Annotated in this window: 25 protein-coding genes; 18 read left to right on the forward strand and 7 right to left on the reverse strand. The window is 68.1% G+C overall.

What is annotated here, in order from left to right:
• Window positions 1-57: 57 nt before the first annotated feature.
• The 3 genes from CLV77_RS02365 to fsa form a co-directional block, all read right to left on the reverse strand.
• Window positions 58-1,023 carry a tyrosine recombinase XerC gene (locus CLV77_RS02365; protein WP_076979427.1) on the reverse strand — a complete coding sequence of 322 codons (966 nt, stop codon included), beginning with the start codon at window positions 1,021-1,023 and terminating at the stop codon, window positions 58-60.
• Window positions 1,023-1,736 carry a DUF484 family protein gene (locus CLV77_RS02370; protein ID WP_076979426.1) on the reverse strand — a complete coding sequence of 238 codons (714 nt, stop codon included), beginning with the start codon at window positions 1,734-1,736 and terminating at the stop codon, window positions 1,023-1,025. Before CLV77_RS02370 ends, CLV77_RS02365 begins: the two co-directional genes overlap by 1 nt.
• Window positions 1,737-1,797: 61 nt before the next feature.
• Window positions 1,798-2,451, reverse strand: a complete 654-nt coding sequence (fsa, locus tag CLV77_RS02375) for a fructose-6-phosphate aldolase (protein ID WP_076979425.1) — start codon at window positions 2,449-2,451, stop codon at window positions 1,798-1,800.
• A gap of 81 nt (window positions 2,452-2,532) precedes the next feature.
• On the opposite strand from fsa, the gene CLV77_RS02380 reads away from it, so the two are divergent.
• The 5 genes from CLV77_RS02380 to CLV77_RS02400 all read left to right on the forward strand — a co-directional run bounded on the left by CLV77_RS02380 (window position 2,533) and on the right by CLV77_RS02400 (window position 9,057).
• Window positions 2,533-4,743: a primosomal protein N' gene (locus tag CLV77_RS02380; protein ID WP_076979424.1), complete on the forward strand. Its 2,211-nt coding sequence runs from the start codon at window positions 2,533-2,535 to the stop codon at window positions 4,741-4,743.
• A 366-nt stretch (window positions 4,744-5,109) separates the two neighbouring features.
• Window positions 5,110-5,985, forward strand: coding sequence for a LysR family transcriptional regulator (locus CLV77_RS02385; protein ID WP_076979423.1), 876 nt, complete (start codon window positions 5,110-5,112; stop codon window positions 5,983-5,985).
• A 90-nt stretch (window positions 5,986-6,075) separates the two neighbouring features.
• On the forward strand, window positions 6,076-7,311 hold the full coding sequence (locus CLV77_RS02390; RefSeq protein ID WP_076979422.1) for an MFS transporter: 1,236 nt from the start codon (window positions 6,076-6,078) through the stop codon (window positions 7,309-7,311).
• 106 nt (window positions 7,312-7,417) lie between these two features.
• A complete protein-coding gene (gene msrA / locus CLV77_RS02395) occupies window positions 7,418-8,071 on the forward strand; it encodes a peptide-methionine (S)-S-oxide reductase MsrA (protein WP_076979421.1) in 654 nt (217 codons plus the stop codon).
• A gap of 110 nt (window positions 8,072-8,181) precedes the next feature.
• Entirely contained in the window at window positions 8,182-9,057 is an 876-nt protein-coding gene (locus CLV77_RS02400; RefSeq protein WP_076979420.1) for a 50S ribosomal protein L11 methyltransferase, read from the forward strand.
• Window positions 9,058-9,230: 173 nt separating this feature from the next.
• On the opposite strand, the gene CLV77_RS02405 is transcribed toward CLV77_RS02400, so the two are convergent.
• Window positions 9,231-9,428 carry a DUF1127 domain-containing protein gene (locus tag CLV77_RS02405; protein ID WP_076979419.1) on the reverse strand — a complete coding sequence of 66 codons (198 nt, stop codon included), beginning with the start codon at window positions 9,426-9,428 and terminating at the stop codon, window positions 9,231-9,233.
• A 375-nt stretch (window positions 9,429-9,803) separates the two neighbouring features.
• Here CLV77_RS02405 and ruvC point away from each other — a divergent pair, with 375 nt between their 5' ends.
• From ruvC to ftsH, 13 genes are all read left to right on the forward strand, one after another.
• On the forward strand, window positions 9,804-10,355 hold the full coding sequence (gene ruvC / locus CLV77_RS02410; protein ID WP_076979418.1) for a crossover junction endodeoxyribonuclease RuvC: 552 nt from the start codon (window positions 9,804-9,806) through the stop codon (window positions 10,353-10,355).
• Window positions 10,352-11,056 carry a Holliday junction branch migration protein RuvA gene (ruvA, locus tag CLV77_RS02415; RefSeq protein WP_076979417.1) on the forward strand — a complete coding sequence of 235 codons (705 nt, stop codon included), beginning with the start codon at window positions 10,352-10,354 and terminating at the stop codon, window positions 11,054-11,056. The genes ruvC and ruvA overlap by 4 nt, the downstream gene beginning before the upstream one ends.
• A 78-nt stretch (window positions 11,057-11,134) precedes the next feature.
• Window positions 11,135-12,175, forward strand: coding sequence for a Holliday junction branch migration DNA helicase RuvB (gene ruvB / locus CLV77_RS02420; protein WP_076979416.1), 1,041 nt, complete (start codon window positions 11,135-11,137; stop codon window positions 12,173-12,175).
• A 49-nt stretch (window positions 12,176-12,224) separates the two neighbouring features.
• Entirely contained in the window at window positions 12,225-12,863 is a 639-nt protein-coding gene (locus CLV77_RS02425; protein WP_076981028.1) for a hypothetical protein, read from the forward strand.
• A 2-nt stretch (window positions 12,864-12,865) separates the two neighbouring features.
• Window positions 12,866-13,264, forward strand: a complete 399-nt coding sequence (ybgC, locus tag CLV77_RS02430) for a tol-pal system-associated acyl-CoA thioesterase (protein WP_076979415.1) — start codon at window positions 12,866-12,868, stop codon at window positions 13,262-13,264.
• 115 nt (window positions 13,265-13,379) lie between these two features.
• Complete coding sequence (gene tolQ / locus CLV77_RS02435; RefSeq protein WP_076979414.1) at window positions 13,380-14,075, forward strand: protein TolQ; 696 nt, start codon at window positions 13,380-13,382, stop codon at window positions 14,073-14,075.
• A 3-nt stretch (window positions 14,076-14,078) separates the two neighbouring features.
• A complete protein-coding gene (gene tolR, locus CLV77_RS02440) occupies window positions 14,079-14,573 on the forward strand; it encodes a protein TolR (RefSeq protein WP_076979413.1) in 495 nt (164 codons plus the stop codon).
• A gap of 9 nt (window positions 14,574-14,582) precedes the next feature.
• A complete protein-coding gene (locus CLV77_RS02445) occupies window positions 14,583-15,833 on the forward strand; it encodes a hypothetical protein (RefSeq protein ID WP_100053103.1) in 1,251 nt (416 codons plus the stop codon).
• Window positions 15,834-15,862: 29 nt separating this feature from the next.
• On the forward strand, window positions 15,863-17,179 hold the full coding sequence (gene tolB / locus CLV77_RS02450; protein WP_416171613.1) for a Tol-Pal system beta propeller repeat protein TolB: 1,317 nt from the start codon (window positions 15,863-15,865) through the stop codon (window positions 17,177-17,179).
• 136 nt (window positions 17,180-17,315) lie between these two features.
• On the forward strand, window positions 17,316-17,834 hold the full coding sequence (gene pal, locus CLV77_RS02455; protein WP_076979410.1) for a peptidoglycan-associated lipoprotein Pal: 519 nt from the start codon (window positions 17,316-17,318) through the stop codon (window positions 17,832-17,834).
• A 94-nt stretch (window positions 17,835-17,928) separates the two neighbouring features.
• Window positions 17,929-18,891 carry a tol-pal system protein YbgF gene (gene ybgF / locus CLV77_RS02460; protein WP_233128075.1) on the forward strand — a complete coding sequence of 321 codons (963 nt, stop codon included), beginning with the start codon at window positions 17,929-17,931 and terminating at the stop codon, window positions 18,889-18,891.
• Window positions 18,888-20,177 carry a tRNA lysidine(34) synthetase TilS gene (gene tilS / locus CLV77_RS02465; protein ID WP_143815115.1) on the forward strand — a complete coding sequence of 430 codons (1,290 nt, stop codon included), beginning with the start codon at window positions 18,888-18,890 and terminating at the stop codon, window positions 20,175-20,177. Before ybgF ends, tilS begins: the two co-directional genes overlap by 4 nt.
• A gap of 77 nt (window positions 20,178-20,254) precedes the next feature.
• Entirely contained in the window at window positions 20,255-22,168 is a 1,914-nt protein-coding gene (gene ftsH, locus CLV77_RS02470; protein ID WP_076979409.1) for an ATP-dependent zinc metalloprotease FtsH, read from the forward strand.
• A gap of 205 nt (window positions 22,169-22,373) precedes the next feature.
• On the opposite strand, the gene CLV77_RS16260 is transcribed toward ftsH, so the two are convergent.
• The 3 genes from CLV77_RS16260 to pdeM all read right to left on the reverse strand — a co-directional run bounded on the left by CLV77_RS16260 (window position 22,374) and on the right by pdeM (window position 23,946).
• Entirely contained in the window at window positions 22,374-22,511 is a 138-nt protein-coding gene (locus CLV77_RS16260; protein ID WP_157801995.1) for a hypothetical protein, read from the reverse strand.
• A 63-nt stretch (window positions 22,512-22,574) separates the two neighbouring features.
• Window positions 22,575-23,015 (reverse strand): PaaI family thioesterase, encoded by a 441-nt coding sequence (locus CLV77_RS02475; RefSeq protein WP_076979408.1) that lies wholly within the window; start codon window positions 23,013-23,015, stop codon window positions 22,575-22,577.
• Window positions 23,016-23,247: 232 nt separating this feature from the next.
• Entirely contained in the window at window positions 23,248-23,946 is a 699-nt protein-coding gene (gene pdeM / locus CLV77_RS02480; protein ID WP_076979407.1) for a ligase-associated DNA damage response endonuclease PdeM, read from the reverse strand.
• Window positions 23,947-23,978: the final 32 nt, after the last annotated feature.

Consider the following 23,978-nt stretch of genomic DNA (forward strand, 5'->3'; position numbering starts at 1 on the left):
GGAATTCAACGCGCGGCGCAAACGGGATCGGGAACGTCCTGCCCGCCCGAGGGCGGCTCAGGCCTTGGGGTGGGCCCGGTCATAGACCTCCATCAGCCGGGCGGTATCGACGGCCGTGTAGGTCTGCGTCGTCGACAGCGAGGCATGGCCCAGAAGCTCCTGGATGGTGCGCAGGTCGCCGCCGGCCTCCAGCAGATGGGTCGCGAAGCTGTGGCGCAGGGCGTGGGGCGTTGCGGTGGCCGGCAGGCCCAGTTGCATCCGCGCTTCGGCCACGACCTTCTGGACGATCCGCGGCAGGAGCGGGCCGCCGCGCACCCCCCGGAAAAGGGGCATGTCGGGGGCGATCCCGTGGGGGCAGGCGGCGACATAGGCCGCGACCGCCTCGCGTGCCACGGGCAGCACCGGCACCAGCCGTTCCTTGCCGCCCTTGCCGGTGATGCGCAGTACCTCGTCCAGCGGATGGTCGCGCCCCTTCAACCCCAGCGCCTCGGAGATCCGCAGGCCACAGCCGTAAAGCAACGTCACGACCGCCGCGTCGCGCAGGGCGACCCAAGGCTCGGGCGCCTGCAGGCTTACGGTCGTGATCATCTCGCGCGCGGCATCGGGTGCCAGGGGTCGCGGCAGCTTCTTCTGGAAGCGCGGCGCACGGGCCGACAGGACGGCCGTGGCCTCGGTCCCGTCACGCTCGGCCAGCCAGCGGTAGAATCCCTTGACCGCCGAGAGCCTGCGGGCGAGCGATCGCGCGCCCAGACCGCTCGCGCGCTCGTGGGCAAGCCAGCTGCGCATGTCCGAGGGTTCGATCGCGCCCAGGCGGTCGGCGCCCTGGCCCTCGGCCCGGTGCAAGGTCAGGAAGGAAAGGAAAGAAACCAGGTCGCCGCGATAGGCCTCGATCGTGTTGGCCGAAGCATCGTCAAGCGCCGAAAGGGATTCCAGCCATCGCTGAAGAAGGTCGCGCGCCCCGGGCGACAGCAGCGCGGCGCCATCGGCCCCCGCCCGCGCGGCCTGCCTGGCGGCGCCGGCCATCAGGACAGCCAGCGGCGCATCGCCCTTTCGAAGACACCGGTGAAGAAGGTCAACAGGTCGGTGCCCTGGTTGGGCTTGAACTGGTGCGGATCCTCGGCCCCCATGACCAGCATGCCGGGCAGCCGCCCGGGCCCGAGGTCGAGGCGCAGCAGCGCCTCGGAATGAACCCATCCCGCGGCCTCGCCAAAGACCTCGTCCGAGGCGTCGGCCACCTGCCGCAGGGTGACCTGGCGCTGGGGCGCGCCGTTGCGCCCGACGGCGGAATATTCTGCGACGAAGCCCTGGGGCTTGACCAGCAGCACGTCCGACAGCCGGGTCAGCCCGTCAGAGCCGGTGTCGGCCTGCGGGCTTTCCAGGATCAGCTTGACCGCATCGACGCGCAGATGCTCGGCGATGTCCGTGCGCAGCGACAGCAGGAAATCCTCGAATTCGGCGGCGTCCAGCAGGCGCAGGATCGCGCGGTGCACCTGGTTGGTGCCCGCCAGGTTCTCGTAGGCCGCCGCGATGACCGAGCGGTGGGTGTCCTCCAGCCGGTCCAGCCGGGCCTCCAGCCGCTCCATCGCGATGCCGCGCAGGTCGACAATGTTGTTGCCAAGCTGCTTTTCATTGGCGGCGATCAGCGCCTTCATCAGGTCGCGGTCATCAAGGATCATCTCGGGATCCGACAGGATCCGCTCACGCAGGTCTTCGATGTTAAGGGCGGTGTCGCTCATGCTGCCTCTGTCGTCGGGTTGCCGTTCAACGATCTTTCGTTTTGCGGCGACTATACACCAGTCAGAGGATTTTCTGACCAGTTTTTTCCCAGTCTTTCAGGAAGGTTTCCAGACCCTTGTCGGTCAGCACGTGGTTGGCCATCGCCTTGATCACGGCGGGGGGCGCGGTGGCCACATCGGCACCGATCTTGGCGGCGTCGCTCATGTGGTTGGCGTTGCGGATCGAAGCCGCAAGGATCTGGGTCTCGAAACCGTAGTTGTCGTAGATCTCGCGGATGTCGGCGATCAGCTCCATCCCGTCGAGGTTCAGGTCGTCCAGACGGCCGATGAAGGGGCTGATGAACGTGGCACCGGCCTTGGCCGCCAGCAGCGCCTGATTGGCCGAGAAGCAGAGGGTCACGTTGACCATCCGGCCCTCGTCGGTCAGCGTCTTGCAGGCCTGAAGCCCGGCCCAGGTCAGGGGCACCTTGATGGCGATGTTGTCCGCGATCTTGGCCAGCTCGCGGCCCTCGGCGATCATGCCTTCGGCGTCCAGCGCCACGGTTTCGGCGCTGACGGGGCCGGCGACCAGTTCGCAGATCTCTTTGGTGACTTCCTTGATGTCGCGACCGGACTTCATGATCAGCGAGGGGTTGGTCGTCACACCATCCACCATGCCAAGATCGTTGAGTTCGCGGATGGCGTCGATTTCGGCAGTGTCTACGAAGAATTTCATGGATCAGATCCCAGGCTTGAGGCAGTTGGGCGGGTTCTTATCCTATGGCCGTGCTGCCCGGAACCCCCTAAGAAGATCGCGATGATTGAGCATAGCCAAAACCTGCCCGGCCATTTTCCGCAAGGTGCCACCGTCGGCGTCCTGACCACCCAGCCGCTGGACCGGATACTGGATTATCGCGCCCCCGAGGGCGGCTGCCTTCAGGGGGCCTTTGTCGAGGTGCCTTTGGGGCCGCGCAAGGTGGCGGGGGTGGTCTGGGGGCCGGGGCAGGGGGACTGGGATCCGGCCAAGCTGCGCGCCGTCGGCCGGGTGCTGGACGTGGCCCCCATGCGCGACGAGATGCGCGAGTTTCTGACCCGTGCCGCCCAATACACGATGACCCCTCTCAGCGCCATGTTGCGGCTGGCGACGCGGGCGCCGGGGTTTGGCGAGACACCCTCGATGCGCAAGATCTACCGTCCGGGGCCGGGCACCCCCGACCGCATGACCCCGGCCCGCCAGAAGGTGCTGGCGGTGCTGGAAGAATTCGGTGGTCTCAGCTTCACCTTGAGCGAGCTGGCCGAGATGGCGGGCGTCGGCCCCTCGGTCGTGAAGGGGCTGCTGCCGTCGGGCGCGGTGCTGGAACAGGACACGCCCCGCGATCTGCCCTATCCGCGGCTGGACCCGGCCCTGCCGGGAAAGCCGCTGACCGAGGATCAGGCGGCGGCGTCGGCGGCCATAGTGGCGGGCATCGCCCAAGGACGCTATGGCACGACGCTGCTGAAAGGGGTTACCGGGTCCGGCAAGACCGAAGTCTACCTAGAGGCCGTCGCCGAGTGCCTGCGTCAGGGGCGGCAGGCGCTGGTGCTGCTGCCCGAGATCGCCCTGACGGCCGAGTTTCTGACCCGCGTTCAGGCCCGTTTCGGCGCACCCCCCGCCGAATGGCATTCGGGCGTCACCTCGACCGAGCGTCGGCGGTGCTGGAAGATGGTGGCCGAAGGGGGCGCGCAACTTGTGGTGGGGGCACGCTCGGCCCTGTTCCTGCCTTACCGCGATCTGGGCCTAGTGGTGGTGGATGAGGAACACGACACCTCGTACAAGCAAGAGGACGGGGTGCTTTACAACGCGCGGGACATGGCGGTACTGCGGGCCTCGTTGAACGATGCACAGGTGGTGCTGGCCTCGGCCACGCCCTCGCTGGAAAGCTGGGCCAACGCGCAGGCGGGCAAATACCGGCGGCTGGAGCTGAAGGCGCGTTTCGGCACGGCCGAGCTGCCGGACATGCGTGCCATCGACATGCGCGACCAGTCGCTTCCTGCGCAACGCTGGATCTCGGACACCCTTCAATCCGAGATGTCGGCGCGGATCGAGGCGGGCGAGCAGTCGCTGTTGTTCATCAACCGCCGCGGCTATGCCCCCGTCACCATCTGCCGCGCCTGCGGCCATCAGGTCGGTTGCGACAATTGCGATGCCCGCATGGTCGAACATCGTTTCCTGAAACGGCTGGTCTGCCACCAATGCGGCGACACCCGCCCCGTCCCCGAGGTCTGCCCCGCCTGCGAGGTCGAGGGGCGTCTGGCCGCCGTCGGCCCCGGCGTCGAGCGTCTGGCCGAAGAGGCCGCGGCGCTTTTCCCCGACGCGCGGGTCGCCACCCTGTCCAGCGATCTATACGGCTCGGCCCGTGCCCTGAAGGCGCGGATCGAAGCGATCGCCGCTGGGGACGCCGACATCGTCATCGGCACCCAGATGGTCGCCAAGGGGCACAACTTTCCCCTGCTGACGCTGGTGGGTGTGATCGACGCGGATCTGGGGTTGCAAGGCTCGGACCTGCGGGCGGCCGAGCGGACGTTCCAATTGGTGCGGCAGGTCGCGGGCCGGGCGGGGCGGGCGCAGAAGCGCGGCGTCGCCTATCTTCAGACCTATCAGCCCGAGCATGCGGTGATCCGCGCCATTCTTGCGGGCGACGACGAAGGCTTCTGGGCCGCCGAAGCCGAACAGCGCCGCGCCGCGGGCGTGCCCCCTTACGGGAGAATGGCCGGGATCGTGCTGTCGGCGACCGACGCGCGGGCGCTTAATGACCTCGGGCTCCAGATGGCCCGCAATTCCGAGCCCCTGCGCCAGATCGGGGCGCAGGTCTTCGGGCCCGCCCCGGCACCCATCGCCCGCATCAAGGCCCGCCATCGCATGCGCTTGTTGGTGAAGGCCGACAAGGGAGTGCCCCTGCAACCTGCGCTTGAGCGGTGGCTGGCGCAATTCCGCATTCCCGCCACAATCCGTGTCCAAGTGGACATCGATCCGCAGTCCTTCTATTAGAATTTTTGCGCCCGCTACTTTGGCTAATTGTCATTCTGTCTTGGTTTTCAAACCCTTGCTCAAGGCCAGGCGAGCGAGGGCAAATTTTTTGCTTACGTGCGCGTAAATTATTCCGCCATGCCACAGGAATGCCCAGATAAACTGCATTCTGCGCCATGAAATAGTTCAACTCGCTGCCAGCGTTTTTACCTTTTCCTTCGCCTCGGACACGGGGGGACCATTGCCGCACTGGCCTCCGCAGGGGGGACGGCGGCGGCGGCTTCCGTGACCCTGACTATACGGAAGGATAGGGAACGTAATCGTGTACAGCATGTTGTCCTGATACAATTATTGGTTGAGTGGCTGTGCAGGCCTAGAAGGTATCAAGTGCTTAATTGGGACGACTTCAAATATGTTCTGGCCCTGGCCCGTTTCGGGTCAATGACGGAGGCTGCGCGGTTTCTCCAGACGAACACGTCGACGGTCTCGCGCAGGGTTCAGCGCGTCTCGGACATGACGGGCATGTTGATCTTCAAGCGCTCGCGCGGGGGGTGGAAGATCACCGAGGAAGGGCGCAAGCTTGTCGACCTGGCCAACTCCTTCAACGAGGGGCTTGGCAGCATCGGAGAGCTGTCGGCGGATGCCGCCCAGGCCGAGCGGCGTGTCCTCAAGCTGTCGTCGCTTGAATTCCTGCTGACCGACTTCCTGTCGCCCCGGATCGACCAGTTCGTCACCTCCCATCCCTCCTACTCGCTGGAGCTTTGCGGCACCGACGCCTCCGTCAGCCTGGCCTATGGAGAGGCCGACGTCTCGCTGCGGCTGTCGCGCCCCAAGGAAGGGCGGCTGATCGGCCGGCGCATCGCCACCTTGGGGATCGCGATCTATCAGAACCGTGACGCCAATGCGGATGAATGGGTGGGTCTTTCCAGTGATCTCGACTGGCTGCCCGAGATGGACCTGGCGTTTCGCTATTTCGGCAAGCCGCCGGCCCTGCGCATGTCCAGCTATGAAAGTGCGCTGCGCGCGGCGGCGGCGACCGGAATGGCGACCATCGCGCCCACCTACCGCATGCTGGGCGTGCCCATGATGGGCCGCGTCGACAGCGAGGTCGTGCACCGCGAGGTCTGGGTCGTCTACCACGAGACCCGCAAGAACGATCAGGCCGTCGCCAATATCATCGAGTGGCTGGACGCCTGTTTCCGACAGCACAAGTCCACCCGCTATGCCGAGCGTGTTCCGTTCGAGCTGATGACCGGCGAATAGGGACGCCGCAAACCCCGGATCTGCACATTCGCGCGGCCCCGGGCGGGCCATGGTTCTCGCCAAAGCCCACGGAACGGCGTATCGGGGGGCATGAAACGCGCCCTCGTTCCCCTTGCCCAGGCCCGGCAGCTGCCGCCCTGGCGCCGCCCCTTCGCCCTGCTGCTGCTGATGGCGGTGGCGATGCCACTGTCCTTCGCGGTATGGGTCGCCGTGCTGCAGAATTTCGTGATCGAGGTCGCGGCATTCGACGGCAAGGACTGGGGCTGGCTGCAAACCGTGCGCGAGATCCCGGGTTTCCTGGCTATCGGGGTGATCCTGCTCATCATCTTCGTGCACGAGCAGTTGCTGGCGCTGATCTCGCTGCTGCTGCTGGGCGCGGCGGTGGCCGTCACCGCACAGTTTCCCACCTTCCAGGGACTGCTGATGACCACGGTCATCAGCTCGGTCGGCTTTCACTATTTCGAAACCGTCAACCAGTCCCTCCAGCTGCAATGGCTTCCCCGGGACCGGGCGCCGCAGATGCTGGGATGGATCGTGGCGGCGGGATCCGGCGCCTCGCTGCTGGCCTACGGCGTCCTGGTCGTGGGGTGGAAGACCTTCGGCTGGACCTATGACGCGGTGCTGATGACCGCCGGTGCGCTAACCATCGTGCTGGTGGCCGTGGCCTTCGTGGTCTTCCCCCGGTTCGAGGCCCCCGACCCGCAGGTAAAGCGCATGGTGCTGCGCCGCCGCTACTGGCTTTACTATGCGCTGCAATTCATGTCGGGCGCGCGGCGGCAGATCTTCATCGTCTTCGCCGCCTTCATGATGGTCGAGCATTTCGGCTTCGAGGTGCATGAGGTGACGGCGCTCTTCATGATCAACTTCGTCGCCAACATGGTGTTTGCACCGCTGATCGGACGGCTGATCGGCCGGTTCGGCGAACGCCAGGCCCTGGCCCTGGAATACATCGGGCTGACCGGCGTCTTCCTGGCCTATGGCGGGATCTACATGTTCGGATGGGGCGTGGCGCTGGCGGCGGCGCTTTACGTCATCGACCACCTGTTCTTCTCGCTGGCGATCGCGCTGAAAACCTATTTCCAGAAGATCGCCTCGCCCGGCGACATCGCTCCGACCGCCGCCGTTGCCTTCACCATCAACCATATCGCGGCCGTCTTCCTTCCCGCCTCGCTGGGGTATCTGTGGATCACCTCGCCGGTGGCGGTGTTCGGGCTGGCGGCGGCCATGGCGCTGGTGTCGCTGATGCTGGCGCTGCTGATCCCGCGCCACCCCGCTCCGGGGAACGAGACCGTCTTCTCCCGCCCGGGGCCCGTCCCCGCGCAGTAGACGCCTTGTTCGGCGCCCCGCGCCGGCCTATGTCAGAACGTGACAGACGGGGTCCTGGGCCACGGCCGCCCCGGGTGCCGCCCCCCTCTTTGCGAAAGGTGTCAGCATGTTTTCCTTCATGAAGAAAAAGACCGAGCACGTCACGGCCGACAGCGCCCTGCCGGGCCGCGCCGCGCCGATCCCCACGGCCGAGACGCATTTCGTCTTCGGTCGTCCCCTCAAGGCCCCCGTGCCCGACGGGTTCGAGGAGGCGATCTTCGGTATGGGCTGTTTCTGGGGTGTGGAGCGGATGTTCTGGAAGCTGGACGGCGTCTACATGACCGCCGCCGGCTACGCCGCGGGCTACACCCCCAATGCGACCTATGACGAGGTCTGCTCGGGCGCCACGGGGCACAACGAAGTGGTGCGCGTGGTCTTCGACCCCGAGGTGGTGACCTATGACGATCTGCTGCGCGTCTTCTGGGAAGGGCACGACCCGACCCAGGGCATGCGCCAGGGCAACGACATGGGCACGCAGTATCGCTCGGGCATCTATTACACGACCGACAGCCAGAAGGCCGCCGCCGTGGCCAGCCGCGATGCCTTCGCGCCGCGTCTGGCCGAAAAGGGTTTTGGCGCCATCACGACCGAAATCCTGCCCGCGCCCGAGTTCTACTATGCCGAGGATTACCACCAGCAGTATCTCGCCAAGAACCCCGGCGGATATTGCGGCATCGGCGGCACCGGCGTCACCTGCCCGATCGGAACGGGCGTGGCCTGACCCCTTCGTGCCCCCTTGGGGCGCGGCTTGCCTTGCGCCCCGGGGGGGCCGGGGGCTATAGCCGCCCTTCAGAAGGGGGCGCCCTACAGCCCGCCCCGCAGGAGAAGCCGATGCCCACCTACAACGCCGTCACGACCCTTCCCGGCGCCGCCGCCGCCCAGGCCCTTGGCGAGGCGCTGGAGACCATGCAGCCCGAGCCCACGGGTATCGGCATCTTCGAGGTCGAGGACGGCAGCGACCAGTGGGAGGTGACGGGCTATTTCCTGGACAGCCCCGACCCTGCCGGCCTGGCCCTGATTGCCACGATGCACGCGGCGCCCGATTTCGCGGTGGTCGAGATCCCCGACACCGACTGGGTCGCCAAGGTCCGCCGGGACCTGCCGCCGGTCGAGGCCGGTCGCTTCTTCGTCTACGGCAGCCACGATGCCGAGAAGGTGCCCGAGGGCCGCGTCGCCCTGCTGATCGAGGCCGCTTTGGCCTTTGGCACCGGCCATCACGGCACTACCCAGGGCTGCCTTCGGGCGCTGGACCGGTTGTTGGAGCAGGGGTTCGCGGCCAACAAGGTCGCCGACATCGGCTGTGGCACGGCGGTTCTGGCCATGGGCGCGGCACGGGCCTGGCCCGGGGCACGCATCCTGGCGTCGGACATCGACCCCGTAGCGATTGAAGTGTCCGAGACCAACCTGGCCGCCAATGGCATGGAAGGGCGGGTCGACTGCCTGGTGGCCCCGGGGTTCGAGCATCCGGACCTCGACGCCGTGGCGCCCTATGACCTGATCTTCGCCAACATCCTCAAGGGTCCGCTGCTGGAGCTGGCGCCCGAGGTGGCCGGGCGCACGGCTCCCGGCTGCCGGGTCATCCTGTCGGGCCTGCTGAACGAACAGGCGCCCGAGATCATCGCGGCTTATTCCGCCGAGGGGCTGGATCTGGAACACCATGAAGAGATCGGAGAGTGGTCCAGCCTGACCCTGCACCGCCCGGCCTGACGCGCGACCTGACGCGCGGGCCCCGCGCGGGCGGGACGGGCGCATTGCAGTGGCAGAAATGGCAACGGCCGCGGGCGAAAGCGCGCGGCCGTTTGCGAATGCGGGCCAGTGGCCCGGCGGCGACAGGGGCAGGGCCCCCGCCGTGGATCGGCGCCCGGGGCGCCGCGGCCCGCTTACATGCGGGCGATGTCTTCGCGGCTCAGGCCGATGTCGGACAGGGCGCGATCGGTCAGCTTGGACAGGGCAGCGCGGGTGGCGCGGCTTTCGTTCCAGGCGATCAGGTTTTCACAGGCATCCGAAACAAGGCGCAGGGCGCGCGCGGTGACGGAGAATTCGGGGCGGGCAATTCCATTGGTTTGGTAGACAGACATCGGTGCGGTCCTTCGGATCGGTCGGCGGGCATGTTAGGGAGGGCGGGGCGAGTCCCCGTCGCATGACCGCCATCTAGGCCCAGGCCCCGGACTCCACAACACGGGTTTATCGCAATCCCCCTATGCAGCCTGCGCATGGGGGCGGGAGGGCGCCGATCCGGGCGGTGCCCCGGGCGCCAGGGGCAGGCTTCGGGTCAGCGGTGGGGACGGGCGGGGTTGATGTTTCGCGCCGCCCGCCCGGGCAAAGCGATCTGGTCAATGTTCGCGTTTCGTGCTAGCTTTTGCGAAATCATGGCGCGACCGTCTCCGCCGGGGGTTTCCGACCCTCGCTGGCCCGGCCCGCGCCGCAGAACAGAAGATGACGGGACAGGCATCATGGGCAGCAGGCGCGTGCTGGGGATCGACCCCGGGCTGGGCAATCTTGGTTGGGGCCTGATCGACGTGGATGGCCCGCGCATCACCCATGTCGCCAACGGCACCTGCAAATCCTCGGGCAAGGATCTGGCCGTGCGGCTGCTGAGCCTTTTTGACCAGCTGAGCGCGGTCGTCACCGCCCATTCCCCCGACGTGGCGGCGGTGGAACAGACCTTCGTGAACAAGGATGGTGCCGGCACGCTGAAACTGGGCCAGGCGCGGGGCGTGGCCATGCTGGTCCCGGCGCGGGCGGGCCTGCCGGTCAGCGAATATGCCCCGAACGCGGTCAAGAAGACGGTGGTCGGCGTCGGCCATGCCGACAAGCGCCAGGTGTTGCACATGGTTCGCCTTCAGCTTCCGGGGATCGAGATCGACGGCCCCGATGCTGCCGACGCCCTGGCCATCGCCATCTGTCATGCCCATCACGGTGGGGCGCAGGCCCCCGGCAACGACACGCTGGCCCGGGCCATCGCGCGCGCCGACGGCCGGGCCGCCTCGGGGGTGCGGGCATGATCGGCAAGATCACCGGAACGCTTGATTTCCGCGGCACGGACCATGTGCTGATCGATGTGGGCGGGGTCGGCTATATCGTCCACTGCTCGGACCGGACGCTGATGGCCATGCCAGGCCGGGGCGAGCGCGTGTCGCTTTATACCGAGCTTCTGGTGCGCGAGGACCTGCTGCAACTGTTCGGCTTCACCACGCTTCTGGAAAAGGAATGGCACCGGTTGTTGCTGTCGGTTCAGGGGATCGGCGCCAAGGCGGCGATGGCGATCCTGGGCACCTTGGGGCCCGAAGGGGTGGGGCGCGCCATCGCCCTTCAGGACTGGGCGGCAGTCAAGGCCGCGCCCGGGGTCGGCCCCAAGATCGCGCAACGCGTGGTCAACGAGCTGAAGGACAAGGCGCCGACGGTGATGGCCATGGGCGCTGACCTGGGGTCCGTGCTGGAAGGGGTGCCGGCCGACGATGGCCCGGATGCCCCGGCCCGATCCGATGCACCCGCCGCCAAGGTAAAGGCGGCCGGAAGCTCGGCTGGCGCAAGCCGCGCCGCCGCACAGGCCGATGCGCTCTCGGCGCTTTTGAATCTTGGCTATGGGCAGGGGGACGCGGCAAGCGCCGTCGCCCGCGCCGCCGCCGAAACCCCCGAGGGCGAGACCCCGGACGAGGCCGCCCTGATCCGCGCCGCGCTGAAGCTGCTGGCGCCGAAAGGGTGATGCACATGCCCCGGCCCTCCCCGCCGCGCCCCGGGCTGACGCTGGACAGCCGGGCTCCGGCCCTTCAGAAAGGCGCCCATGAGCGAACCTGATGCCCTGTTGCGCCCCCAGGCGGGCGCCGAGGATGCCCGCGCCGAGGCCGATCGCGCCCTGCGCCCGCAGGCGCTGGACGAATTCGTCGGCCAGGCCGAGGCTCGCGCCAATCTGCGCGTCTTCATCCAGTCCGCCCGGCAACGGGGCGAGGCGATGGACCACACGCTGTTCCACGGCCCCCCGGGCCTGGGCAAGACCACGCTGGCGCAGATCATGGCGCGCGAGCTTGGCGTCAACTTCCGCATGACCTCGGGGCCGGTGCTGGCCAAGGCGGGCGATCTGGCCGCCATCCTGACCAACCTCGAAGCCCGCGACGTGCTGTTCATCGACGAGATTCACCGTCTGAACCCCGCCGTCGAAGAGGTGCTGTATCCCGCGCTTGAGGATTTCGAGCTGGATCTGGTGATCGGCGAGGGGCCCGCCGCCCGCACCGTGCGGATCGAGTTGCAGCCCTTCACGCTGGTGGGGGCCACCACCCGGCTGGGCCTGCTGACGACACCCCTGCGCGACCGTTTCGGCATCCCGACCCGGTTGCAGTTCTACACGGTCGACGAGCTGCATCTGATCGTTACCCGTGGCGCGCGGCTGCTGGGCATCCCTTGCGAGGATGAAGGCGCGCGCGAGATTGCCAAGCGCGCCCGCGGCACGCCGCGCATCGCGGGCCGACTTCTGCGTCGGGTCGTGGATTTCGCCCTGGTCGAGGGCGACGGCCGCCTGACGCGGGAGATCGCCGACAGCTCGCTCACCCGGCTGGGGGTGGATCACCTGGGGCTCGATGGGGCCGACCGCCGCTACCTGTCCCTGATCGCAGAAAACTATGCCGGCGGACCCGTCGGGATCGAGACCATCGCCGCCGCCCTGTCCGAGACCCGCGACGCCTTGGAAGAGGTGATCGAGCCTTTCCTGCTGCAACAGGGCCTGATACAGCGCACGCCGCGTGGTCGGATGCTGACCCAGGGCGCGTGGCGCCACCTGGGTCTGGCCGCGCCCGAGCCACCCAGACAGCAGGGCCTGTTCAATGACTGACGACACGCCGGACACCGTGACCGAAGGCACCTCCGCCATCGCCCCGCCGATGGACCCCGCCCGCATCGAGGCGATGTTCACCCGCTCGGACGGGGCCTATACTTTCGCCCGCTGGAACCGCCCGGTGGTGCCGGTCCTCTTCGGGGTCGAGGATCAGACAGTCTCGACCTTCAAGGGGGCCATCGAGGCGATCGTCACCCTTGCGGGACACGAGATGGCCGACACCGACCCCGAGCTTGGCGCGAACATGATGTTCTTCTTTCTTCGCGAATGGCAGGAGCTTCGGGACACGCCCAACCTGGACCGGCTGATCCCGGACCTCGCGCCCCTGACCGACCGGCTGGAGGCGGCCGACGCCACCCATTACCGCGCTTTCCGCTTCGACGAGGCCGGGGGCATCCGCGCGGCATTCATCTTCCTGCGCGTCACCGGGGCGGTGGCCGAGCTGCCGGCCGACACGCTGGCCCTGGCCGAGGCGACCCAGGCCATGTTGCTGTGGTCGGACCGGGCCTTTGCCGAAAGCTCGCCGCTGGGCCAACTGGGCGAGGAGGGGCGCGTCTCGACCATCCTCAAGCCCGAGATCGCGGGGCTGATCCGGGCCGCCTATGACCCGGTTCTGCCACCTTCGGCCACGGATCCGTCGCACGCGCTGCGCCTTTATGCGCGGCTGGCGGCGGGGCAGGCCTAGGGATGAGTGCCGCCCATCGCTGGCCGGTCCGCGTCTATTACGAGGACACGGACCTGGCGGGCATCGTCTATTACGCCAACTACCTGCGCTTCATAGAACGCGCGCGGACCGAGATGCTGCGCGCGGCGGGGTTCGACCAGGACGCCATGCGCGCCGACCCCGGGCTGGTCTTCGCCGTGCGCAAGGTCGATGCCGATTACCTGGCGCCGGCCCGTTTCGACGACATGCTGAAGGTGACGACAGAGGTGCTGCGCGTCAGCGGCGCCCGCATCGTTCTGCGTCAGAGCGTGGCGCGGACGGGCGAGAAAGCCCTTTTCACGGCCGAGGTCACGCTGGTCGCGCTGGACAACCAGGGCCGCGCAGCCCGGGTGCCAGCGGATATTCGCCGAGAATTCGGCTGAAGCACAGCGAATTGAGGCTGCAATCACGGCATCCTTATCGCTTTCCCCGTGAATGGGACGAAAAACTGCGATAAGAATGCCGCAAAACAAGATTTGGCAGACGGAAGCAGGCCCTATGGAAACCGAAACACTGGCCCTCGCGCAGGAGGTCGACTTTTCTTTGCTCGCCCTGTTCTGGCGGGCGACCTTCACGGTGAAGATCGTGATGCTGATCCTGATTTTCGCGTCCTTCTGGTCCTGGGCGATCATCATCCAGAAACATCTGTTGTTCCGGGTGGCGCGGCGGGAATCCTCCAGCTTTGACCGGGCCTTCTGGTCGGGCGAGCCGCTGGACGAGCTTTACGACCAGATCGGCAACCGCCCCGGCGGCGCGTCCGAGCGTATCTTCTCTGCCGGCATGACCGAGTGGCGCCGCAGCCATCGCGACGACGGCAAGCTGATCGCCGGCGCCCAGGCGCGGATCGACCGGTCGATGGACGTGGCGATCGCCAAGGCCAACGAGCGACTGACCTCGGGGCTGACCTTCCTGGCGACGGTGGGGTCAACGGCGCCCTTCATCGGTCTTTTCGGCACCGTCTGGGGCATCAAGAACTCGTTCGAGCAGATCGCCATCAGCCAGTCCACCAACCTGGCGGTCGTCGCCCCCGGCATCGCCGAGGCGCTGGTCGCGACCGGTCTGGGTCTGCTGGCCGCCATCCCGGCGGTGATCTTCTACAACAAGCTCAGCGCTGATGCCGACCGCATCTCGGGCAATTACGAATCCTTCGCCGACGAGTTCGCGACCATCCTGTCTCGCCAGCTGGACGCCTGAGCCATGGGCGCGGTCATCCAGAAACGCGGCGAAGGTGGGGTCAGGCGGCGCCGGCGGCGCAGCCATTCGGCGGCGATGTCGGAAATCAACGTCACGCCCTTCGTCGACGTGATGCTGGTTCTGCTGATCATCTTCATGGTGGCGGCGCCGCTGCTGACCGTGGGTGTTCCGATCGAACTGCCCGAAACGGCCGCGACCCCGCTTCCGACCGAGCAGGAAGAGCCGCTGACGATCACCCTGTCCTCGGACGGGCGCACCGTGATCCAGGAAACCGAGACCCCGCGCGAGGAGCTGATCGCCAAGCTGCGCGCGATCATGGCCGAGCGCAAGGACGACAAGGTCTTCCTGCGCGCCGACGGCGGCATCCCCTATGGCCAGGTGGCCCAGGTGATGGGCGCCCTGAACGCGGCCGGGTTCCGCAACATCGGCCTGGTGACCGAAACCGGTGGACCCACCTTTGACGGCGCCGCCCCGTCGGGCGAAGCGGGCGGCAGGTAGGGCGGGCAGATGCGCACCGGGCTCTACATTTCTGGCGCGGCCCACGGCGGGCTGATCCTGTGGCTGCTTGTCGGCGGCACGATCTTCCGCGCCAAGCCGCCAGAGCCGCCCACCACGACCGAGGTCTCGCTGATCTCGGCGGCGGAGTTTGACGCCATGGTCTCCTCGGCGCCCAAAGCGCCGATCGACACCCAGTCCCCGCCCGAGGCGCCCGGCGCCCCGCAGGAAAGCGCGCCGCCCGCCAGCCGGCCCGCCGACGCGGCCCCCGTGGCCCCCGCGCCCCGACCCGAGGCCGTGGCCGAGGCCGCGCCCGAGGCTGCTCCGCCCGAACCGCCCGCGCCCCCGGCCCGCCCGGCCGAGGTTGCCGACGCCCCCCCCGATGCCCCCGACGCGCCCGAGCGCGACCCGGTTGGTGCGACCCTGGTGGCCCCGCCCAAGGCCGGTGCCGCCCCGCGCCCGGCACAGCGCATCGCGCCGACCCCGGCCGCGCCGCCGCCCCCCGGCGCGCGCGAGGATCCGTTGCGCCAGGCCGCGACACAGCCCGACACCCAGCCGACCGTCGAACAGCCGCTTGAGCAGCAGGAGGCGACCGCGCCCAAGGAGGCCGCGGCCCAGACCGTGACCGAGGCCGACGCCACCAGCGAGGAGACCGTCGTCGCCGCCGCGCCCGAACGCTCGGACCGGCCCAAGGCGCGCCCCGACCGCCCGCGCCCGGCCCCGCAGGAGACGGTGAAGGTCGAGCCGCCGACGCCGCCCGCCCCGGCCGAAAAGCCGAAACCCGAGAAGCCCAAGCCCGAGCCGCCCAAGCCCGCCGCCCAGGTGGCCGAGCAGGCGCCCGCCGATGCCGCCGTCGAGGCCGCGATCGCCGCCGCGATGGGCGCGGTTGGCGACAGCCGCAACTCGGCCAAGACACCCGACCCGACCCTCCCGGTCGGCCCGCCCCTGACCGCCGGCGAGAAGGACGGGCTGCGCTTTGCCGTCAGCCAGTGCTGGAACCTCGGCTCCAGCTCGACAGAGGCGCGCCGCACCGAGGTCACGGTCGCCGTCACCATGGACGAGACCGGCCGGCCCGTGGCCAATTCGATCCGCATGCTGGGCTTCCAGGGCGGAACCGAGGATGGCGCCCGGGTTGCATTCGACGCGGCGCGTCGTGCAATCCTGCGCTGTGGGGCAAAGGGTTTCGACCTGCCGCCCGAGAAATACGCCCAGTGGCGCGAGGTCGAAATGACGTTCAATCCCGATAGTATGAGGATCCGATGAAGCTGAACCGACTGCTGTCCAACGCCGTGATGGGGGCCGCCTTGGGCCTTGCGGCCCTTTTCGCGGCCGATACATCGGCCCGGGCCCAGTCCGGCCCCCTCCGCATCGAGATCACCGAAGGCGTGATCGAGCCGCTGCCGATCGCGGTGCCGCTGTTCCTGGCCGACTCGCCCGCCGCCGGCCAATTGGCCGAGCAGATCACCGGCGTGCTGATGGCCGACCTGACCGGCACCGGCCTTTTCCGCGAGATCCCGCGCTCGGCCCATATCTCGGCGATCTCAAGCTTCGACGCGCCGGTGCGCTACCCCGACTGGAAGGCGATCAACGCGCAGGCGCTGGTCGTGGGTTCGGTGACGATGACCGGCTCGGACAACATCAGCGTCAAGTTCCGCCTGTTCGACGTCTTCTCCGACGCGCCGCTGGGCGAGGGGCTGCAATTCGCGGGCCCGGCCTCGTCCTGGCGGCGGATGGCCCACAAGGTGGCCGACGCGGTCTACTCGCGCATCACCGGCGAGGGAGGCTATTTCGACAGCCGCATCGTCTTCGTCTCGGAAAGCGGGCCCAAGAACGACCGGGCCAAGCGCCTGGCGGTGATGGATTACGACGGCGCCAACGTGCAGTACCTGACCGACAGCCGGTCGATCGTGCTGGCGCCCCGTTTCTCGCCCGACGGCAGCCAGATCCTCTATACCAGCTATGAAAGCGGCTTTCCCCGCATCCAGGTGCTGGACGTGGGCAGCGTCACCCGCCGCGCCTTGCAGGAGCAGTCGGGCGTGATGACCTTCGCGCCGCGCTTCGGCCCGGACGGGCGCACGGTGATCTTCTCGCTCGAGCAGGGGGGCAACACCGACATCTACCGAATGGACGTGGCGGGTGGTGGCGCGGTGCGCCTGACCTCCTCGCCCGCGATCGACACGGCACCCAGCTTCTCGCCCGACGGCCGCCAGATCGTGTTCGAAAGCGACCGCTCGGGCACGCAGCAGATCTATGTCATGCCCTCGGGCGGGGGCGAGCCGCAGCGGATCAGCTTCGGTCGCGGCCGCTATGGCACGCCGGTCTGGTCGCCGCGCGGCGACTACATCGCCTTCACCAAGCAGAACCAGGGCCGTTTCCACATCGGCGTGATGCGCACCGACGGCTCGGAAGAGCGTCTGCTGACCGCCAGCTTCCTCGATGAGGGTCCGACCTGGGCCCCCAATGGCCGGGTACTGATGTTCACCCGCGAGACCTCGGGCGCGCAGGGCGTGCCGGCCCTCTACTCGGTGGATATCTCGGGGCGAAACCTAAAGCGGGTGCCGACACCCGACGCGGCCTCGGACCCGGCATGGTCGCCGCTTCTGAGGTGATCGCCTGAACGCGCGGCGGCCGGTCCCCGGCCGTCGATTTCAAATCCCGTGTGTTGCTGGTAAGCTTTCGCAAGCCCCCGGCACCATGCAATTCAGGGCCGCAGGCCCGTTTTCAAGACCACAGGCAGGAACCGATATGAGACATCTGACCAAGACCGTTCTTCTTCTGGGCGCGCTGACGCTGGCCGCATGCTCGGGCAACCCGTTCAACCGCGGCAACGGCCCGGTGGGCGCCAACGCCGGCGCCGGTTACGGCGCGGGCAATCCCGCCGGCACCGTCAGCCCCAACTCGGTAGAGTTCTTCCAGCAGAACGTCGGCGACCGCGTCCTCTTCGCCGTCGACCAGAGCACCCTGTCGCCCGAGGCCCGCACCACCCTGGCCGGCCAGTCCCAGTGGCTGATGCAGAACATCGAATACGCGGTCGTCATCGAAGGCCACGCCGACGAGCAGGGCACCCGCGAATACAACCTTGCCCTTGGCGCGCGCCGCGCCGCTTCGGTCCGTGACTTCCTGGTCAGCCAGGGGATCAACGCCAACCGCGTCCGCACCGTCAGCTACGGCAAGGAGCGCCCGATCGAGATCTGCTCGACCGAGGCATGTTACTCCAAGAACCGCCGCGCCGTGACCGTGGTGACTGCTGGCGCCTCCAGCTAGGGCCGATGACGGGTGCCGGCCCCGTGCCGGCGCCCGACCCGCGCCGGCTTCAGGCCGGGACGCCGCCGGGCTTTCAAGGAAAGGGATCTTCCTCGTGACTGTGTTTGAGAATTGCCGACGCGCGGGACTTCTGCGCCTTGCCGCCCTTGGCGTGGCCGCGACCCTGACGCTGTCGCTTGCCGGCACCGGGCCCCTTCTTGCCCAGGAGCGGGAGAAGACCCTAGCCGACATCCGCCAGGAAATGTCCGTCCTGTTCGTCGAGATCCAGCGCCTTCGCGGCCAGATGAACACCACCGGCGCCCCCGGCGTCACCGTTGGCGGCAGCGTGCTTGAACGTGTCGACCAGATCGAGGCCCAGCTTCAGCGCCTGACCTCCAAGGTCGAGGAGCTGAACTTCCGCATCGACAGCGTGGTCGAGGATGGTACCAACCGCCTGGGCGACCTGGAATTCCGTCTTTGCGAGCTGGAGACCAAGTGCGATATCGGCAGCCTTGGCACCACCCCCACCCTGGGCGGCGGTGACAAACCGCGCAGCGCGGGCACCCTGATCCCGCCCCCGGGCGCCCAGGGCCAGGATACGGGCCAAGGCATGGGGCAGGGGATGGGCCAAGGCATGGGCCAGGGAATGGGCCAGACCGGCGGCACCTCGGACCTCACCGGCGGGGTGGAGCTTGCCATCAACGAGAAGGCCGATTTCGAGCGCGCCGCAGAGGCCCGTGCCTCGGGCGATCACCAGACCGCCGTGACGCGCCTGCAATCGTTCCTTGATGCCTATCCCGGCAGCCCCCTGACCGGGGAGGTGCAGTTCCTGCTGGGCGAGTCGAACGCAGCGCAGGGCCAGTGGAAACAGGCGGCGCGCGCCTACCTCGACAGTTTTTCGGGCGCGCCCGAGGGGCGCAACGCCCCCAACGCCCTGCTCCGTCTGGGCGAGGCGCTGGCCCGCCTTGGGCAGAATTCCGAAGCCTGCCTGATGCTGTCAGAGGTCGGCAGCCGCTTTCCCGGCCACCCCGCCGAGGGCCAGGCGCGCGAGCAGCTTTCGGCGCTGGGGTGCCAGTGACGGCGCAAGACCGTTTCGACAATGCCATGGCCGCCATCCTGGGGGCCGCCGACGATCCTGACCCCTCCCGCCCACCCACCGATGGGGGCACGCCCGCCCTCGGGCTTGCCGTCTCGGGCGGCAGCGACTCGCTGGCTCTGATGCACCTGGCCGCCGCTTGGGCGGCGCCCAGGGCTATCCGCCTGCGGGTGGCAACCGTGGATCACCGCCTGCGCCCCGAATCCGGGACGGAAGCGCGGGAGGTGGCCCACGCCGCGGCCGCGCTGGACCTTCCCCATGAGATCCTGGAATGGACCGACGGCCCCGGCGCCGGCAACCTTCAAGCCAATGCCCGCGATGCCCGCCGCCGCCTGCTGGGCGACTGGGCCGCGCGGCACGGGCTGACGGGGGTGCTGACCGGCCACACCGCCGACGACCAGGCCGAGACGGTGCTGTTGCGCCTGGCGCGCGGCTCGGGCGTGGACGGCCTGGCGGCGATGCGGCCGGGCCGCCCGGGGCGATCCCTTTTTCTGCGTCCGCTATTGGGGCACCGCCGCGAGGAGCTGCGCGACCTTCTGCGTGCCAAGGGCCTGACCTGGGCCGAGGATCCGGGCAATGAAGATTCCGTCTATGACCGGGTCAAGGCGCGTCGGGCGCTGGCGCTGCTGGCCCCGCTTGGCATCGATGTCGAGGGGGTGAACCGCACGGCCGATGCCATGGCCCGCGCCCGCGAGGCACTGGAGCGGCGGGGCGCCGAGGCCGCCGCCGCCATGACCCGCGAGGAGGGCGCCGACCTGCTGATCGAGGTCGCGCCCTGGCGTCTGTTGGACGACGAGACGCGCCTGCGCCTTCTGGCGGCGGGGCTGATGTGGGTCGGCGGTCAGGACTACCGCCCCCGCCTGCGCGCGCTGGAAGACACGGTCCGCGCCGCGGCCGCTGGCCGGCGCGCCACGCTTCACGGGGTCGTGATACATCCTGCCGCAGGGTGGCTGCGCCTTTACCGCGAGCCCTCGGCGCTGATCGGGGTGCGGGCGCGGCCCGGCGACACATGGGACAACCGCTGGATCCTGGCGCGCGAGGCGGGCACCGATACCGAGGGGGCACAGGTCGAAATGCTTGGCGAAGAAGGGCTTACCGCCCTTGATCCGCGCCCCGCGCCGGGCGTTCCGCGCGACAGCCTGCTGGGCCTTCCGGCCGTCTGGCGGGCGGGGCGGGTGATCTGTGTGCCGCACCTCGGGATGGGCGGCGGATTTCGCGCAACCCGCGCAGGGGAGCAGGAATTCACCCGGACGTTGTTATCTCATTGAAGTCAGGCCCCGCATGTCTATTTTAGAGGGGTGATTGCAGGGTTGCTCCCGCGATCACCAATATGAGGAGATCTTTCTTGGGCAACGCGCGCAACCTCGCCTTCTGGGTGGTCCTGTTTCTTCTGGTCCTTGCCTTGTTCAACCTGTTCAGCGGCGGCAGCTCGACGATGTCCTCGCGGTCCATGAGCTATTCCGAGTTCATCGAGAAGGTCGACAGCGGTGCCGTGCGCTCCGTGGTCCTGGACGGTGAACGCATCCTGATCCGCGACGCGGCAGGGCAGCAATACAACACCGTCAAGCCCGAGGGCGTGGATGTCACCCCCAAGCTGGCGGCCCGCAACGTCGATATCGAGGTCAAGGCCCAGGAACAGTCGGGCTTCTTCTCGGTGCTGTCGCTGTGGTTGCCGTTCCTGGTGCTGATCGGCATCTGGATCTTCTTCATGAACCGTATGCAGGGCGGCGGTCGCGGCGGCGCCATGGGCTTCGGCAAGTCCAAGGCCAAGCTGCTGACCGAAAAGCACGGCCGCGTCACCTTCGACGATGTCGCCGGCATCGATGAGGCCAAGGACGAGCTGGAAGAGATCGTCGAATTCCTGCGCACCCCGCAGAAATTCTCGCGCCTCGGCGGCAAGATCCCCAAGGGTGCGCTGCTGGTGGGCCCTCCGGGCACCGGTAAGACGCTTCTGGCCCGCGCCATCGCCGGCGAGGCGGGTGTTCCCTTCTTCACCATCTCGGGTTCGGATTTCGTCGAGATGTTCGTCGGCGTCGGCGCCAGCCGTGTCCGCGACATGTTCGAGCAGGCCAAGAAAAACGCCCCCTGCATTGTCTTCATCGACGAGATCGACGCCGTGGGCCGGTCCCGTGGCGTAGGCTACGGCGGCGGCAACGACGAGCGCGAGCAGACCCTCAACCAGCTGCTGGTCGAGATGGACGGTTTCGAGGCCAACGAGGGTATCATCATCGTCGCGGCCACCAACCGCCCCGACGTTCTTGACCCCGCGCTGCTGCGTCCCGGCCGGTTCGACCGCCAGGTGCAGGTGCCCAACCCCGACATCAAGGGCCGCGAGAAGATCCTTGGCGTGCATGCCCGCAAGGTGCCCCTGGGCCCCGACGTGGACCTGCGCATCATTGCCCGCGGGACGCCCGGCTTCTCGGGTGCCGATCTGGCCAACCTTGTGAACGAGGCCGCTCTGATGGCAGCCCGCGTCGGCCGTCGCTTCGTGACGATGGACGATTTCGAGAATGCCAAGGACAAGGTCATGATGGGCTCCGAACGGCGCTCGATGGTCATGACCGAGGACGAGAAGAAGCTGACCGCCTATCACGAGGCCGGTCACGCGATCGTCGGTCTGAACGTCCCGCAGCACGATCCGATCCACAAGGCGACCATCATCCCGCGCGGTCGCGCGCTGGGTCTGGTCCTGTCCCTGCCGGAGCGTGACCAGCTGTCGGTGACCTACACGAAGTACAAGTCCAAGATCGCCATGGCGATGGGCGGCAAGGTCGCCGAAGAGCTGATCTTCGGCAAGGAGAACGTGACCTCTGGCGCTTCGTCCGACATTCAGCAGGTCTCCAAGATCGCCCGCGCGATGGTGACACAGTTCGGCTTCTCTGAAGAGCTTGGCAACATCGACTACGCCAACGAGCAGCAGTCCTACCTGGGCAACTATCAGGGCCAGACTGCGATCAGCCCCGAGACCCAGCAGAAGATCGACGCCGAGGTGCGCCGCATCGTCGACGAGGGCTATGAGCGGGCCAAGCAGATCCTGACCGACAAGAACGACGATCTGCACCGCTTGGCACAGGGCCTGCTGGAATACGAGACGCTGACCGGCTCCGAGATCACCAAGGTGATCGCAGGTCAGGCTCTCAACCGTGGTGAGGATGACGACGACGCGACCGGTGGCAACACCCCGTCAATCACCGCCATCCCCAAGACCAAGCCGCGCCCCAAGGGCGACAGCGGGCTGGAGCCGGAACCCTCGTCCTGATCCGGCCATTTCGCGAAAGATGAACAAGACGCCGTCCCCCCGGGGGCGGCGTCTTGCGTTTGGGGGTGGGGTGGCGCCAGGGATAGCGTTGTCCGGACAAAGGAAAACCGCGCCTGAGTGGGCGCGGTTGCGGAACCTGTCCCGGTTCGGGGGGCTGCGGCGCCGTGGTCGCGGGGACCGCCGGGCGCAGGCTGAATGACTGGGATCAGATGGCCAGCAGGATCAGCGAGCTGACGCCAAGACCGAAGAGGAAACCTGCGTTCACGATCAGTGCGGGAGTGGTCATTTTCATTTCCTTCCGTGCGTTTGCTCGCGCCGCGATATGCCCTTGCGCTTTCATCATACCAACACGGAGCGGGGGAGAATCGTTCCTTGACCCGCAGAATATTTCCGCCAGGCGCGCCGCTTATGCGATGGGAGTCGAGACCATGGTGCCCAGAAGCGTCGCCACGGGGATCGCGGGGGCCTCGGGGTCGGGGCCCTCTTCCTCGACATCGGCGCGCACGACGATCAGCCGGCGACCCGCGCGGATCACCTGTCCGACGGCCCGCAGCCGCCCGCCCCGGGCAGGGGCCAGCAGATGGATCTTCATCTCGCTGGTAACAACCTCGCGGTCGCGGGGCATCAGGGTCAGCGCGGCATATCCGGCGGCCGAGTCACCCAGCGCGAAGGTCAGGCCGGCATGGGCATAGCCGTGCTGTTGTCGAAAGCCGGTCCGCACCGGCGCGGTCAGGCAGACCCGGCCTGCGTCGATCGCCGCGATCTCGGCACCGATGCTGGCCATGAAATCCTGCTTGGCGAAACTCTCCTCCACCTTGCGGCGAAAACCCTCGAACCCTGGCTGCATGGGATGCCCTCCGTTTGGGGCGAGGGTAGGACAAGGGTGCGGCCGCGCAAAGGGCGATCGGCCCCGTCAATCTGCCTGACGCGAAATGGGGGAGGTCGGCGGTGATGGATACTCGTGCTGAGAGGTTCTGGGACTCGGTGCCATCACCACCGTCCCGGGCACAGCGAAGGGTGCCCGGAGCCTCAGGATGCCCCTCGGATATGAAGGAGACGTTAAGGGCCGCGAGCGAGGCTCAGCGCGGCATCGGCACCGCGCAGGGGGCCGGACCACACAGGATCGCGACCGCCGGGTCGTCCATAAGCGCCGAAAGCGGCGCGGCATGGCTGAACAGCCCGCCCGTGTAGGTGCCGTAGGCCGGCAGGATCAGCCGCTTGCGGTCCAGCAGGAAACAGGGTCGGGTGATGCGTTGGCTGCGCAGATTGACCCGCGCCTTGGGATGGTAGTGGCCCGAGACCTCGGCCAAGGCCCCGCCACTGTCCGGGGTCCCGGCCCCGTCGCCCCCGGGGGGCCGGGCGATGTGGCGGAAAACCAGAGGGGCGCGCAGAACCTCGGCCGCATGCGACCCGCCGAAGGGCACGGGGTCGGGATCGTGGTTGCCCTCCGCCCAGATCCAGCGGCGTGGGGCGACCAGGCGCTCCAGCCACGCGCGTTCGGCGGGGGGAAGGGCGTGGGCGGCGTCCAGGTCGTCGAAACTGTCACCAAGGCAGATGACCGTGCCGGCGCCCGTCGCCGCCAGGTCCTGTTCCAAGCGGCCCAGCGTGTCGCGCACCTCGTAGGGGGGCAGCATCGGGCCGCCCCGGCGGGCCATCCGCTCGGCCTTGCCCAGGTGCAGGTCCGAGACACACAGCAGATCGGCCCCCGGCCACCAGAGGCCGCCCGAGGGCAGCGCCCGCAACGCGGCGCCGGCAAGTTGGAAGGCAAAGAAGTTCATGCTTCGTTCGATACCCGCCCCGCGTGGTCCGG

Source organism: Brevirhabdus pacifica (assembly GCF_002797755.1).
Taxonomy (GTDB): domain Bacteria; phylum Pseudomonadota; class Alphaproteobacteria; order Rhodobacterales; family Rhodobacteraceae; genus Brevirhabdus; species Brevirhabdus pacifica.

Excerpts from the sequence above, each read along its gene's own strand:
- tolR (WP_076979413.1), top strand. The coding sequence starts at position 14,079 with ATGGGCGCGGTCATCCAGAAACGCGGCGAAGGTGGGGTCAGGCGGCGC.
- ruvC (WP_076979418.1), top strand. The coding sequence starts at position 9,804 with ATGGGCAGCAGGCGCGTGCTGGGGATCGACCCCGGGCTGGGCAATCTT.
- tolQ (WP_076979414.1), top strand. The coding sequence starts at position 13,380 with ATGGAAACCGAAACACTGGCCCTCGCGCAGGAGGTCGACTTTTCTTTG.
- CLV77_RS02445 (WP_100053103.1), top strand. The coding sequence starts at position 14,583 with ATGCGCACCGGGCTCTACATTTCTGGCGCGGCCCACGGCGGGCTGATC.
- msrA (WP_076979421.1), top strand. The coding sequence starts at position 7,418 with ATGTTTTCCTTCATGAAGAAAAAGACCGAGCACGTCACGGCCGACAGC.
- CLV77_RS02475 (WP_076979408.1), bottom strand. The coding sequence starts at position 23,015 with ATGCAGCCAGGGTTCGAGGGTTTTCGCCGCAAGGTGGAGGAGAGTTTC.
- tolB (WP_416171613.1), top strand. The coding sequence starts at position 15,863 with ATGGGGGCCGCCTTGGGCCTTGCGGCCCTTTTCGCGGCCGATACATCG.
- CLV77_RS02365 (WP_076979427.1), bottom strand. The coding sequence starts at position 1,023 with ATGGCCGGCGCCGCCAGGCAGGCCGCGCGGGCGGGGGCCGATGGCGCC.
- pal (WP_076979410.1), top strand. The coding sequence starts at position 17,316 with ATGAGACATCTGACCAAGACCGTTCTTCTTCTGGGCGCGCTGACGCTG.
- ruvB (WP_076979416.1), top strand. The coding sequence starts at position 11,135 with ATGAGCGAACCTGATGCCCTGTTGCGCCCCCAGGCGGGCGCCGAGGAT.
- CLV77_RS02425 (WP_076981028.1), top strand. The coding sequence starts at position 12,225 with ATGGACCCCGCCCGCATCGAGGCGATGTTCACCCGCTCGGACGGGGCC.
- pdeM (WP_076979407.1), bottom strand. The coding sequence starts at position 23,946 with ATGAACTTCTTTGCCTTCCAACTTGCCGGCGCCGCGTTGCGGGCGCTG.
- CLV77_RS02380 (WP_076979424.1), top strand. The coding sequence starts at position 2,533 with ATGATTGAGCATAGCCAAAACCTGCCCGGCCATTTTCCGCAAGGTGCC.
- fsa (WP_076979425.1), bottom strand. The coding sequence starts at position 2,451 with ATGAAATTCTTCGTAGACACTGCCGAAATCGACGCCATCCGCGAACTC.
- CLV77_RS02405 (WP_076979419.1), bottom strand. The coding sequence starts at position 9,428 with ATGTCTGTCTACCAAACCAATGGAATTGCCCGCCCCGAATTCTCCGTC.
- CLV77_RS02370 (WP_076979426.1), bottom strand. The coding sequence starts at position 1,736 with ATGAGCGACACCGCCCTTAACATCGAAGACCTGCGTGAGCGGATCCTG.
- ruvA (WP_076979417.1), top strand. The coding sequence starts at position 10,352 with ATGATCGGCAAGATCACCGGAACGCTTGATTTCCGCGGCACGGACCAT.
- CLV77_RS02390 (WP_076979422.1), top strand. The coding sequence starts at position 6,076 with ATGAAACGCGCCCTCGTTCCCCTTGCCCAGGCCCGGCAGCTGCCGCCC.
- CLV77_RS02400 (WP_076979420.1), top strand. The coding sequence starts at position 8,182 with ATGCCCACCTACAACGCCGTCACGACCCTTCCCGGCGCCGCCGCCGCC.
- ybgC (WP_076979415.1), top strand. The coding sequence starts at position 12,866 with ATGAGTGCCGCCCATCGCTGGCCGGTCCGCGTCTATTACGAGGACACG.
- CLV77_RS16260 (WP_157801995.1), bottom strand. The coding sequence starts at position 22,511 with ATGATGAAAGCGCAAGGGCATATCGCGGCGCGAGCAAACGCACGGAAG.